The organism is Marivita sp., assembly GCF_020055635.1.
GTDB lineage: Bacteria > Pseudomonadota > Alphaproteobacteria > Rhodobacterales > Rhodobacteraceae > Marivita.
Genome location: NZ_JAIPUT010000082.1, coordinates 1 through 13,385, shown reverse-complemented (window position 1 = coordinate 13,385; position 13,385 = coordinate 1). Strand labels below are relative to the sequence as shown.

Below are 13,385 nucleotides of genomic sequence, written 5' to 3'. Positions count from 1 at the left end.
TGCATTTTCCGCGCATTGGCCTGCGGACAGAATGGTTAACGTTTTGGGACTGAATCGCCGGGGATCTACAGCCCCTAGTAGGTCGCCGTGCAGTCAACACAAAATATATGTGAAACTGGTAAAAAACCCGTTGACGACTCTGCCCGTCAGACGGCATTTAGTGTAGGTCGGCGCCGCTAACCACTAGATATAGTGGACGCAGGCAAGGGACGGACAAACATAGAAAACCACATCGACAAGGGGTCTCCCTTGGGCCGCGCGGCAACCGCGGATCGTGGGGTCTTGTTTCCTGCCAAGGCGCTGACGCGAAAGAAACGGGACATAGGGGCAGTAGCGATGAAGATCGAGAGAAGATTCACCAAGGCAGGTCAGGACGCTTACGCGGAGATCGCATTCGTCACGACACGGTCGGAGATCCGCAACCCGGATGGCACCACTGTCTTTGCGCTGGATAACCTCGAAGTGCCGGCAAGCTGGAGCCAGGTTGCCAGCGACGTGATCGCACAGAAATATTTTCGCAAGGCCGGCGTCCCGGTCGAGCTGAAGCGCGTCCGCGAAGAAGGCGTGCCTGAGTTCCTCTGGCGCTCCGTGCCCGCGTCCAAAGACACAGAGCGCACAGGCGAGACGAGCGCGCGGCAGGTCTTTGACCGGCTCGCTGGCGCCTGGGCCTATTGGGGCTGGAAGGGAGGCTATTTCTCAACCGAGGAGGATGCCCGCGCTTACTATGACGAGATGCGCTACATGCTGGCGACCCAGACGGCGGCCCCGAACAGCCCGCAGTGGTTCAACACCGGCCTGCACTGGGCCTATGGAATCGACGGACCGTCGCAGGGCCATTTTTATGTCGATTACAAAACCGGCAAACTCGTCAAATCCAAGACAGCTTATGAGCATCCGCAGCCGCACGCCTGCTTTATCCAATCGGTGAGCGACGATCTGGTCAACGAAGGTGGCATCATGGATCTGTGGGTCCGTGAGGCGCGTCTCTTCAAATACGGATCCGGCACCGGCACGAATTTCTCCTCCCTTCGCGCCGAAGGGGAAGCCCTGTCAGGCGGAGGCAAGTCCTCTGGTCTGATGGGCTTCCTGAAAATCGGCGACCGGGCTGCGGGTGCGATCAAATCCGGCGGCACCACCCGCCGTGCCGCAAAAATGGTCATCTGCGACGCGGACCATCCCGACATTGAGGAATTCATCAACTGGAAGGTGAAGGAAGAGCAAAAGGTTGCCTCCATCGTCGCCGGATCCAAGATGCACGAGAAGATGCTCAACGGCATCTTCGAGGCGATCCGCCTCTGGGATGGCGGTGTCGAGGATGCCTATGATCCAAAGGCAAACGCGGGCCTGAAATCGGCGATCCGCGCCGCCAAGGGTGTGATGATCCCCGAAACCTACATCAAGCGCGTGCTGGATTACGCCCGGCAGGGCTATAGCAGCATCGAATTCCCGACCTACGACACCGACTGGGATTCCGAGGCCTATGCCTCCGTGTCGGGCCAGAACTCGAACAACTCGATCCGCGTGACCAACGCGTTCCTCAAGGCAGTCAAGGATGACGCCGACTGGGAACTGATCCGCCGCACCGATGGCAGCGTCGCCAAGACGATCAAGGCGCGCGACCTGTGGGAAGACGTGGGCCACGCGGCCTGGGCCTGTGCCGATCCGGGCATCCAGTTCCACACCACCGTCAACGAATGGCACACCTGCCCGGCGGATGGCGAGATTCGCGGCTCGAACCCCTGTTCGGAATACATGTTCCTGGACGACACGGCCTGCAACCTCGCGTCGATGAACCTGCTGACCTTCCTCAAGGATGGCGAGTTCCAGTCCGAGGACTACATGCATGCGACCCGCCTGTGGACGCTGACGCTGGAAATCTCGGTGATGATGGCGCAGTTCCCGTCCAAGGAAATCGCGCAGCGCTCCTATGACTTCCGCACGCTGGGTCTGGGCTATGCCAATATCGGCGGCCTGCTGATGAACCTCGGCTTCAGCTATGACAGCGACGAAGGCCGGGCACTTTGCGGCGCGCTGACCGCGATCATGACCGGCGTGTCCTACGCCACCTCGGCCGAGATCGCCGGAGAGCTGGGCCCGTTCCCCGGCTACGCCAAGAACGCGGACCACATGCTGCGCGTCATCCGCAACCACCGCAACGCCGCTTACGGTGCGACGGATGGCTACGAGGCGCTGTCGGTCAAGCCTGTGGCACTCGATCACGCCAACTGCCCGGACAGCCGTCTGGTCGACCTGGCGATGGCCAGCTGGGACGAGGCGCTGCGCCTTGGTGAAAAGCACGGCTACCGCAACGCGCAATCCACCGTGATCGCGCCCACCGGCACCATCGGTCTTGTGATGGATTGCGACACCACGGGCATCGAGCCGGATTTCGCGCTGGTGAAGTTCAAGAAACTCGCCGGTGGCGGGTATTTCAAGATCATCAACCAGTCGGTGCCGGCAGCGCTTGAAAAGCTGGGTTACGGCTCTGCGCAGATCGAGGAAATCGTCGCCTACGCGGTGGGCCACGGCTCCATCGGCAACGCGCCCGGCATCAACCACACTTCGCTGGCCGGTCACGGGTTCGGTCCGGCGCAGCTCGACAAAATCGACAAGTCGCTGGCCGCGGCCTTCGACATCCGCTTCGTCTTCAACCAGTGGACGCTGGGCGAGGAATTCTGCCGCGAAGTGCTGGGCATCCCGGCGGACAAGCTGAACGACCCGACATTCGATCTGCTGCGCCACCTTGGCTACAGCAAGGCAGACATCGATGCCGCGAACGACCATGTCTGCGGAACGATGACGCTGGAAGGCGCACCGCACCTGAAGGTCGAACATTACCCGGTCTTCGATTGCGCCAATGCCTGCGGCAAGAAGGGCAAGCGCTACCTGTCGGTCAACAGCCACATCACCATGATGGCGGCGGCACAGTCGTTCATCTCGGGCGCGATCTCCAAGACGATCAACATGCCGAACGACGCCACCATCGAAGACTGCCAGAACGCCTATGAACTGAGCTGGTCGCTCGGCACCAAGGCCAACGCGCTGTATCGTGACGGCTCCAAGCTGTCGCAGCCCTTGGCGGCGGCGCTGGTCGAGGATGACGAAGAGGCAGCCGAGATCCTCGAAAGCGGCTCGATCCCCGAAAAGGCCCAGGTGCTGGCCGAGAAGATCGTCGAAAAGGTGGTCATCAAGGAAATCCAGAAATCGCACCGCGAGAAGATGCCGGAACGGCGCAAGGGCTATACCCAGAAGGCGGTTGTCGGCGGTCACAAGGTCTACCTGCGCACCGGCGAATACGAAGACGGCTCGCTTGGCGAGATCTTCATCGACATGCACAAGGAAGGGGCGGGCTTCCGCGCCATGATGAACAACTTCGCCATCGCGGTGTCGGTTGGTCTTCAGTACGGCGTGCCGCTCGAGGAATTCGTCGATGCCTTCACCTTCACCAAGTTCGAACCGGCGGGCATGGTGCAGGGCAATGACAGCATCAAGAACGCGACCTCGATCCTCGACTACATCTTCCGCGAACTGGCGGTCAGCTATCTCGACCGCACCGATCTGGCCCATGTGAAACCCGAAGGCGCCAGCTTCGACGATCTGGGCCGCGGCGAGGAAGAGGGCGTGTCAAACGTCAAGGAACTGTCGGAAACCGCAGCGTCCCGCTCGCTCGAAGTGCTCAAGCAGATCAGCTCGACGGGCTATCTGCGCAAGCGGCTGCCGCAGGAACTGATCGTGCTTCAGGGCGGTCAGGGCGGCGCCGTGGCCTTCGGCGGCGGCAGCGACGCGGTGGCGGCACTCAACCGTCTGGTGCCGGACACCGGCGGCGTGGCCGTGGCAACGCAGACCACCAGCACCTCGACAACGGCCATGACCGCCGTGACCCGCGCCAAGATGCAGGGCTACGAAGGCGAAGCCTGCGGCGATTGCGGCAACTACACGCTGGTCCGCAACGGCACCTGCATGAAGTGCAACACCTGCGGCGGCACGAGCGGGTGTAGCTGAGAAGTGAATCAGTCACGGGGCGGGTGCGCCCGCCTCTGACGCGCGCCAGGCCGCAGGCAAGAATATTCCGAGCGGTGAACAAACTGGGAGCTTGACGCGCGAAACTTCAAGGGGGGCCACTACGGCCCCCTTTTTTTGCCCGGATTTCGGAATCACCTTCACACAGCTCCCATGTTATCGGCTGCTTACAAGGCGATCGTGATCTCGCCATCCGGGTCTTTCGCCCGCGATTGGCACAGGATGATCTGATCCTCGCGCTGCGCCTTGGACAACACGAAATCCCGGTGCTCGACATCGCCGCTCAGGACGCGCGCCTTGCAGACACCGCAGATCCCGTCCGAACATTTCACATCCACCGTAACCCCGTTTTCATTCAGCACGTCGGTGGCGGTCTTGTCCGCCGGCACGGGAAAGCTGCGCCCGTCAGAGAGTTTCAGGGTGAAGGGATGGTTCTCGTAGTCCGGCAGTTCGGGAACCGCGAAATATTCAAGATGCCGGGACTCTTCCGGAAACCCTTTGCGTTCAGCGGCTTCCATGACGGCGTTCATGTAAAGGTCGGGTCCGCAGGTGTAGATGTGCTGACCGTCTGAATAGTCTGGCAACAGCGCCTCCAGGTCGGCGCGGGTGCCTTCGTCGCTGACATGGATCTGCACCTTGTCGGCCCAGGGCACCTCGGCCAGATCGTCCAGATACCCCGCCTCGGATCGGGTTTTCAGCGAATAATGCAACGCAAAGGGCCGCCCCAGCGCGTGCAGGCGGTGCGCCATGGCAATCATCGGCGTGACGCCGATGCCGCCGCCCATCAGCCAGGTGAAACTCGCGTCTTCGACCAGCGGGAAATGGTTGATCGGTTTCGACACGAACACGCGCCGGCCTTCCGCAAAGATGCGGTGAAGAAGCGCCGATCCACCACGCCCGCTGTCTTCGCGCAGCACCCCGATCTGGTAGACCGACCGATCCGCCGGATTTCCCGACATCGAATATTGCCGCAGGAATTCCGGTGCCACCACCAGATCGAGATGGCCTCCCGCGCTCCATTCCGGCAGGTCATGCCCATCGACATGGCGGAATTCGTATTTCGTCACCGAAGGTGACATCTTTTCCACCTTGCTCACGATCACCGGCACAACCGGGCTTTCCGTGGCATCCTTGGGTCGGTGCAGGTGCGAGGTATCGCCGCGCGCCAGTCGCGCCTTGTGCTCCTCCGCGCTGACCATCGCGGTATAGGCGGCGATGCCCGCCTCGCGGTCCATCGGGTCGGGATACGGGTAGGGATGCGGCGCAAGCGGCGCGGGATAGACGGCAAGCGTCTGGTCCTCGTATTTCAGGTTCAGGTCCTTTTGCAGGTCGCGCGCATTGACCGGATGGTGGGTCGGCGCGTAGCTGCCGTTTTCCTGCAACTCCAGATCCCACCACCATTTCTTGACCGGGTTCAGTCCACCGCGGCCCGCCGCATCGTCCAGCCTGGCCAGAAGCGGCGCGGCCTGCGGCAGGGTCATTGCCACCTTGCGGAACGGCTTTTCGGCAAACAGCCCTTCGAGGTTCCACGGGCAGGTCTTCATGCAGCGGCCGCACATCGCGCCGCCTTCGGTGGTGATGCGGTAGGTGGCGCATTTCTGGCTGTCGGATTTCCAGATCTCGTAGCCGTTGAACATCCGCTTCGGCCCGGCGGTGATCGCCCCCGAGGGACATTCCCGCGCGCATTTGTTGCACGACTCGCAGAATGTTTGCAGACCAAAATCGATGGGCTTGTCATGCGCCAGCGGCATGTCGGTGGTGACGACGCCGGACTTGAGGCGCGGTCCGAGGAACGGGTTCAGGATCACCTCACCAATGCGGCTGACCTCGCCCAGACCGGCCAGAAGCAACAGCGGCGGTTGCAGCACCTCGCCATCCAGAACGGTATGCGCCTTTGCACTATAGCCGAGGTTGCGGATCTGCTTGGCCAGCACCCCGCCCAGCAGCGAAAAGCGCAGGTAGGCGCGCATGGATTGCGCCACGCTGATCCAGTCGTCGCCGGATGCGCCGTCCATCGTCTCGTAGCCCTGGTCGATGATGATGCTGATCGCCTGATCGTGCGGCGGATCGATGGGGTCGCCGCGCGCGTCGTGGCTGTACCATGTCCAGTCCGGGCAACGGCTGATCCCCAGCGCATCGACCCCCAGCCAATAGGCGGTGGCCTTGATCGCCTCGGCGTTGCTTTGCAGATTTGCAGGACGCGGGCCGTTTTCGGGTGGTCCGTCCTGCAATAACACAAAGGCCCCCAGCATCCGCCGCTGCGCCGAGGACGGCGCCGCCTTGCGCGCATAATACCCGCCCTTGGCGCCGTCTTGCAGTTTCTTGCCCATGTCGCCGAACTGCGCACGGGCGAACAGGTCGGCGCGTTTGGGTACGCGCGGGACGTTCGGCTCGTCGATATAGGTGGTCGGCGTGTCAACACGTTTGAGCGTCTCGAACGGGTGCGGACCATCGACATAGCGGCGGCTGTCGAACGGGTTGGTGTTGAGCCCGGAGCGGGCAGATTGGGTGCCCAGTTTCCACGCCAGACCCTGGGTCAGCGATTTGGGCTGGTCGGGGGACAAGGGCGCGTCATGGGCAAGGTCGAAAGAGGTCGTTACAACCGCCACGCCGAACCGGTCGCCGAGCCACGGATTGACCAACCGTCCGGTTGAACCGTACGCCAGACCGGCCGCAACCGTACAGATGTTGAGGTCGACATCGGTGCTGGTCGCGGTATGCGCCTTGGCGTCCCAACCCAGCAGGCGGATGTAATTGGCGATCACCACGGCGGTCTCTGTCGCCCGCAGGCACGCGCGGTGGGCTTGTGCGTCGGTGATCCACTCGGTTCCCGCCTCGCCACGTTTGGGGTCGCGCGGGATCTCGTAAAGGAACACCAGCGCGGTGTGATGGCCGTCAATCGTGCTGGGCGGCGCGTCCATCGATTCCTTGAGATCGGCCATGATCATGTCGATGCCCGACGCGAGCGTCTTGGTCTGGCGGGTCTTGAGATCATTGGACAGACGGTCGATATCCGGGTTCTGCCGCGGCTCTGGCAGGTGCGCCTGCGGGAGCAACGGGCCGATCCCAACCATCGTGGCGTCAGAGAAATATCCGAACGCTTTCAGGTGGTTGGCGCGCTCTGTTATATCATCGGGGCAGGCGGATCGGGCCTTGTTCACGAACCCGTCGCGGATCGCGTCCATCATCGCCTGATAATCGGCCATCGCGTTGACGATGGAGGCCGGGTCCTCGGGACGCAGGAAGCTCAGACCGGGATGCGGCGGGATCGTCGCGGGATCGGGCATCGGCCCGCGTGCGGCGCGTTCGAGCGGGAACGGCCCCAGATGCACTGGCCGGTTCTTGTCGGAAAAAAAGCGGATGCCCATGTCGTCCTCCCGTTTGGCGCAGGGTCCAGCGCCCGCGCAAGTGCATCACCACCGGCTCAGGACTGCAAGGCATGAAAATCCTTCAGCCGCTTTCCCGCCTCGTCCACGAACAACCCCGGCAGCGGCGTCAGGTCGGTCACGCGGTCCATGCGGAAGGTGGCGAAGGTGTCGTCGGTTTCGTCCCAGACCACGCAGGTCCAGACGCGCCCCCAGTAATCCAGGTGCAGCGGCCGCACGATATGGGTCCGGTCCTCGGGGTCCAGTTTGACACGCAGTTTCTGCCGGGCACGGATCGCCTTGCGGAAGGCGGGCATGTGGCGAAAGCCCTGCGCGGCCTCGGCAAAGGGGTAGGTGGCAAAGCCGAAGGTTGCGACAGGGGTGCCCACGTCTTCGGGCAGCACTGCGTCGATCTTTTCCGCAAGGGCGCGGGCGGCGGCGGCAAGCTCGTCAGTCTCGGCGGCGCCGACGGCGGCCAGCCCCACATGCAGCGCCTCGAGCTCGGTCTGGGTCAGGTTCAGTGGCGGCAGCGTGATCATCGCCTGCGCGGTATAGCCCGCGCCGCGCGCGCCCTCGACCGGCACCCCGGAGGACGCGAGCGTGTCCATGTCGCGGTAGATGGTGCGCACCGACACGCCCAGATCCTGCGCCATCGCCTCGGCGGTGTGCAGCTTGCCGTCCTTGAGTCGTTGCATGAGGACGAAGAGCCGGTCGCTGCGTTTCATGTGATTCCCTGCCTCGCCATGGTTGGATGCTGGTCTGATACTGACAAAAAGCTGTCAACTGACAAGCTCTTGACACACAGACCCCGAATTGGCGTGTTTTCATGCTTTCGGTTCGCGGTGCGAGTCATTACATAACCGCAGTGACATGCAACGCAGGCACCTGCCTGCCGGTAAGGAGAAACTTCATGGGTATCGGAAATATCGGTTTGCCGGGCCTTCTGCTCATCGCCGTCGTGGTTCTGGTGCTGTTCGGCCGCGGCAAGATTTCGGCGCTGATGGGCGAAGTGGGCAAGGGCATCACCGCCTTCAAGAAAGGCGTCGACGAGGGCAAGAACGAGCTTGAGGAACAGAAATCCGAAAGCGCCAAGGACGTGACGCCCGAGGAAGAGAAAGACAAGGTCTAAACCCGTATGTTCGATCTTGGCTTTGCCGAGCTGTTGGTGATCGGGGTCGTGGCGTTGATCGTCGTCGGCCCCAAGGATCTGCCCGTGCTCTTTCGGAAAGTGGGCACTTTCATGGGCAAGGCCCGTGGCATGGCGCGCGAGTTCAGCCGTGCGATGAACGACGCGGCCGACGAGTCCGGCGTCCGGGACTTGCAGAAATCGCTCAAGACCGCCACCAACCCGGTCGGCAGCGCGATGGATGGTGTCAAGGATGCGGCAAAGTCGATGACCAGTCTCGACACCGACAGCAAGACCGGAAGCAACACGTCCAAGCTCTCGGCCGAGCGTCAGGAGGCCAAGAAAAAGATCGAGGCCAGTGCCGCCCGGGCTGCCGCGGATCGCAAGAAACGCGAAGCGGAAGAGGCGCAGAAAAAGGCCGAGGAGATGGAAGCGGCCCTGAAATCGGATGCCGCTCCGGAAAAGGACGCCTGACATGAGTGCCCGCGACGACGACATCGAGGACAGCAGCGCGCCGCTGATCGAACATCTGGCCGAATTGCGAACGCGTCTGATCCGCTCGGTGCTGGCGCTGTTCGCCGGCATCTGCGTGCTCTTCATCCCGATCCAGGGTGATTTCCTGGCGGAACACGTGCTGCGCTTCCTGCTGGTCCCGATCGAGGACACGTTGCGCGCGCTTGGTGATCCGTCACCGACGCTGCAATATACCAGCCCGCAGGAATATCTCTTCGTGCTGTTCCGCATCGGTCTCGTGTTCGGCTTCGCGCTGGCGTTCCCGGTGATCGCGCACCAGATGTGGCGCTTCATCGCGCCGGGGCTCTACCGGTCGGAAAAATCCGCCTTCCTGCCCTTCATCATCGCGTCGCCGGTGATGTTCATGCTGGGGGCGAGTTTCGCGCATTTCATCGTGACGCCGCTGGCGATGGCGTTCTTCCTGGGCTTCACCGATGCGCCGTCGATCTTTGCCAACATGCTGTCGGGGGCGGTCGATGTCGATGCGGCGGCGGTGGTGCCGACCACCGACCAGGGGATGCGCATCACCTTTTTCGGCAAGGTCAACGAAAGCCTTCAGACCTCGCTTGTCTTCATCATGGCCTTCGGCCTGTGTTTCCAGTTGCCGGTCCTGCTGACGCTGATGGGCAAGGCGGGTCTCGTTTCGGCCGCCGGTCTGGGCGCGGTGCGCAAATACGCGATGGTGGCGATCCTGGTGCTGGCCGCGTTGGTGACGCCGCCCGATGTGGTGACGCAGCTGATCCTGTTCACCGTGGTCTACGGGCTTTACGAGGTGTCGATCATCCTCGTGCGTCGGGTCGAGAAGAAGCGCGAGAAGGACCTGCGCGCCCAAGGGCTCTGGTTCGAAGACGATCCCGCCGAAGACATGGACGACGATCCCCTGATGCGCGAATTCGACGAGGACGCGAAGAAGTGACCGACCCGATGGAGCGGATCGCGGCCGCGCTCGAGCGGCTGGCCCCGGCGCCCTATGCGGCGCCGGATTTCGACGCCGCCGATGCCTTTGTCTGGCATGTGGACCCGGATCACCTGCAACCCGTGCCCAAGGTCAGCCGGGTGGCCGTCGATCTGCTGATCGGGGTGGATCGCAGCCGCGACACGCTGCTGGCCAACACGCGGCAATTCGCGCGCGGCCTGCCTGCCAACAACGCGCTGCTTTGGGGCGCGCGGGGCATGGGCAAGTCGAGCCTCGTGAAGGCGGTGCATGCGGCGATCCTCGCCGAAGACCTGCCTGTCAAGCTGGTGGAATTGCAGCGCGAGGACCTGCCCAGCGTGGCGCGGCTTCTCAACCTGTTGCGCGCATCGGACCACCGGTTCCTGCTCTTTTGCGATGACCTCAGCTTCAGCCATGACGACCAGCATTACAAATCGCTCAAGGCGGTGCTGGATGGCGGCGTCGAGGGGCGGCCCGACAACGTGGTGTTCTATGCCACGTCGAACCGCCGTCACCTGATGCCGCGCGACATGATCGAGAACGAGCGGTCCTCCGGCATCAACCCGTCCGAGGCGGTCGAGGAAAAGGTCTCGCTCTCGGACCGGTTCGGTCTGTGGCTGGGTTTCCACCCGTGCAATCAGGACGACTACCTCGCCATGATCCGAGGCTATTGCGACGCCTACGGCGTCACGATCGACGACGCGACGCTGCGCGCCGAGGCCATCGAGTGGCAGGCCACACGCGGGTCACGCTCGGGCCGGGTCGCGTGGCAGTATTTCACCGACCTTGCGGGACGCAAAGGCGTGGCGCTCTAGTCTTCTCCGGTTTCCAAATATCCCGGGGGTTTGGGGGCAGAGCCCCCAATCCGGACTGAACGTATGCGCGGCCCTCCGACGTCAGGCGCGGCGGCGACGGCCTCCGACGCGGCCTGCGCGGCCCCGGCCTTCGTGACCGGCTTTCGGCGGCTGCTTGTTGAACTCGATCCAGGCTCCGCCGCCGTCATCGTTGTTGGTCAGGAAGTTGGCGGCGCGGATGGCTTCCATTTCCTTGCCGGGTTTCGGCTTGGTCGAGCCAAGGCCGAACAGGATGCAGAAGGTCTCGTCGTCGATATCCTCCGGCAGCACGATCCCGGCAGCGGCCACCTCGGCCTTTTTCTCGGCCAGCTTGGTGGGACCGACCGGCAGGGCGACCGGGTTCATGATCGCGGATGTCATGCCGGCGCCCATCGCCATCGGCAGGAAGGCGTTGTTGATGCCGTGGCGATTGGGCAGGCCGAAGCTGATGTTGGACGCGCCGCAGGTGGTGTTCACGCCCAGTTCCTCGCGCAGGCGGCGGACCAGCGTGAAGACCTGAAGTCCGGCCGTCCCCATCGCACCGATCGGCATGACCAGCGGATCGACCACGATGTCATGCGCCGGGATGCCGAAATCCGCCGCGCGTTCGACGATCTTTTTCGCCACGGCAAAGCGCACGTCAGGGTCTTCGCTGATCCCGGTGTCGTCATTCGAGATCGCCACGACAGGCACGTTGTATTTCTTGACCAGCGGCAGCACCAGTTCCAGACGCTCTTCCTCACCGGTCACCGAGTTCAGCAGCGGGCGGCCTTCGGCGGCGGCAAGGCCGTTTTCCAGCGCGCCGGGCACCGAACTGTCGATGCAGAGCGGGCAGTCGGTGATGGCCTGCACCCGCTCGACCAGTTCGCGCATCAGGGTCGGTTCGACGAAGTTGTTGTCGGCATAGCGCGGATCTTCGGCCATCTTGTTCGAAAACACCGCCCCCGAGTTGATGTCGAGGATGTTCGCCCCTGCGGCGACCTGCGCCAGCGCATCGGCTTCGACACGGCTGAAATCGCCGCGTTCCAGTTCCTCGTTCAGGATCTTGCGGCCCGTCGGGTTGATCCGTTCGCCAATGACGCAGAATGGCTGGTCGAATCCGATGATCGCGGTTTTGGTCTTGGACTCGACAATGGTGCGGGTCATGCAGCTACTCCTTCAAGGCGGGCCAGGATCTCTGGCAGCGCGGGGTCTGTGAAATCTTCGATTGTGACATCTGCGCCGGCGGCGCGCAGCGTGCTGTCGTCCAGTCCCGACCGGATGCCGACGGCATAGGCGCCCGACGCGGCCGCGGCGCGCATGCCCGAGGGGCTGTCCTCGAACGCGATGCAGTGCTCCGGTGTCTGGCCCAGCGCGTCCATGGCGATCCGGTAGGGCAGGGGATGTGGTTTGCCCTGCGCGCATTCCTCGCCGATCACGATCACCTCGAAATGTTCGCGCAGGCCGATGGCGCCAAGCATGGCTTCGGCATTGAGGCGCATCGCGTTTGTCACGACGGCCACGTGCCAGCCCCGATCCCGCGCCCGGTCAAGCAGGTCGGCCAGTCCCGGCGTTGCCGGATAGGGCGTCGGCAAGCGGTCGCGGAACTGGGCCTCTTTCCATTCGCTGAGCGCCTGCGGGTCGGGTTCGTCCGGCAGGTGTTCGGCGAAGATATCGACGTTCAGACGCCCGTGCACCTGTTCGAGATAGAAGCCTTTCGGCGTCGGCAGGCCGCGTGACGCCCACAGCTCCTCGAACACGGCCTCGTGGATCGGGTCCGAGTGGAGCATGGTGCCGTCGAGATCGAAGAGCAAGGCTGGCATGTTGGCGGATCAGCTTGCGACAGCGGCGGGGGTTGTTGCGGCGCCGCCGTTTTCGATCGCCCAGGTGGCGTTGGTCTTGATCCCGCCCAGCGGGAAGAAATGCACCTGTTCGATGTTGAACTCCGGGTTCTTCGCCTTGTGCGCTGCCAGCTTGGTCAGCACGTCGGTCGGCTCGTAGGGCAGCAGCAGCTTGGACACGTCCATCGCGCGTTTCTGCAACACCTTGAGCGACGGGCCGACACCGCAGGCGATGGCGAACTTGATCAGGGTTTGCAGTTTTGCAGGTCCGGCTATGCCGATATGCACCGGCAGGGTGACGCCGGCCGCGGCCAGGTCGTCGACCCATTTGATGATCGGATCGGCATCGAAGGCGAACTGTGTCGCCAAGGCCATCTTTGCGTCGGTCCGTTCGGAAAACGCCTGTTTCCAGCGCAGCGCGTCCTCGACATTCTTCCTGCCGCCCTCGGGATCGATGTCCTTGTTGCCCTCGGGGTGACCGGCGACATGCAGCCGCTTGAAGCCCGCCTTGTCGAACAGCCCGGTCTCCATCAACTGCATCGAGCTGTCGAACGCGCCGTGCGGCTTGGCCACGCCACCGGCCAGCAGCAGCGCCTGATCGACGCCGGCTTCGCCCTGGTAGCGGGCGATCCAGTCGGCCAGCGTCGCCTTGTCCTTGATGATGCGCGCCGGGAAATGCGGCATGACGGGAAAGCCATCGTCGGCCAGGCGTTTGGCGGTCGCGACCATCTCTTCGATCGGCGTGCCTTCGATATGGGCGATGTAGACACGGGT

At 63.3% G+C, this 13,385-nt stretch carries 10 protein-coding genes; 5 read left to right on the top strand and 5 right to left on the bottom strand.

Translation table 11 applies throughout. The features are described 5' to 3' along the window. Positions 1–336 precede the first annotated feature (336 nt). Positions 337–4,002 carry a vitamin B12-dependent ribonucleotide reductase gene (locus LCF60_RS21515; protein ID WP_292294594.1) on the top strand — a complete coding sequence of 1,222 codons (3,666 nt, stop codon included), beginning with the start codon at positions 337–339 and terminating at the stop codon, positions 4,000–4,002. A gap of 185 nt (positions 4,003–4,187) precedes the next feature. On the opposite strand, the gene LCF60_RS21510 is transcribed toward LCF60_RS21515, so the two are convergent. Both LCF60_RS21510 and LCF60_RS21505 read right to left on the bottom strand, forming a co-directional pair. Further along, positions 4,188–7,388, bottom strand: coding sequence for a reductive dehalogenase (locus LCF60_RS21510; protein WP_292294593.1), 3,201 nt, complete (start codon positions 7,386–7,388; stop codon positions 4,188–4,190). Positions 7,389–7,444: 56 nt separating this feature from the next. Beyond that, positions 7,445–8,110 (bottom strand): HTH domain-containing protein, encoded by a 666-nt coding sequence (locus LCF60_RS21505; RefSeq protein WP_292294592.1) that lies wholly within the window; start codon positions 8,108–8,110, stop codon positions 7,445–7,447. 185 nt (positions 8,111–8,295) lie between these two features. Here LCF60_RS21505 and LCF60_RS21500 point away from each other — a divergent pair, with 185 nt between their 5' ends. Genes LCF60_RS21500 through LCF60_RS21485 form a run of 4 tightly spaced genes read left to right on the top strand, consistent with a single transcriptional unit; the run spans position 8,296 to position 10,773 of the window. Continuing rightward, complete coding sequence (locus LCF60_RS21500; RefSeq protein WP_292294591.1) at positions 8,296–8,514, top strand: twin-arginine translocase TatA/TatE family subunit; 219 nt, start codon at positions 8,296–8,298, stop codon at positions 8,512–8,514. Between the two features lie 6 nt (positions 8,515–8,520). After that, positions 8,521–8,985 (top strand): Sec-independent protein translocase protein TatB, encoded by a 465-nt coding sequence (gene tatB / locus LCF60_RS21495; protein ID WP_292294590.1) that lies wholly within the window; start codon positions 8,521–8,523, stop codon positions 8,983–8,985. A 1-nt stretch (position 8,986) separates the two neighbouring features. Continuing rightward, positions 8,987–9,940, top strand: coding sequence for a twin-arginine translocase subunit TatC (tatC, locus tag LCF60_RS21490; RefSeq protein ID WP_292294589.1), 954 nt, complete (start codon positions 8,987–8,989; stop codon positions 9,938–9,940). Then, a complete protein-coding gene (locus LCF60_RS21485; protein ID WP_292294588.1) occupies positions 9,937–10,773 on the top strand; it encodes an ATP-binding protein in 837 nt (278 codons plus the stop codon). Before tatC ends, LCF60_RS21485 begins: the two co-directional genes overlap by 4 nt. An 81-nt stretch (positions 10,774–10,854) precedes the next feature. Here the strand turns inward: LCF60_RS21485 and LCF60_RS21480 are convergent, their stop codons facing one another. The 3 genes from LCF60_RS21480 to LCF60_RS21470 form a co-directional block, all read right to left on the bottom strand. Then, positions 10,855–11,937: a methyltetrahydrofolate cobalamin methyltransferase gene (locus LCF60_RS21480; protein ID WP_292294587.1), complete on the bottom strand. Its 1,083-nt coding sequence runs from the start codon at positions 11,935–11,937 to the stop codon at positions 10,855–10,857. Further along, positions 11,934–12,593: an HAD family phosphatase gene (locus LCF60_RS21475; protein ID WP_292294586.1), complete on the bottom strand. Its 660-nt coding sequence runs from the start codon at positions 12,591–12,593 to the stop codon at positions 11,934–11,936. Before LCF60_RS21475 ends, LCF60_RS21480 begins: the two co-directional genes overlap by 4 nt. 9 nt (positions 12,594–12,602) lie before the next feature. After that, positions 12,603–13,385, bottom strand: a 783-nt coding sequence (locus LCF60_RS21470; RefSeq protein ID WP_292294585.1) for a methylenetetrahydrofolate reductase, incomplete at its 5' end; no start/stop codon positions are given.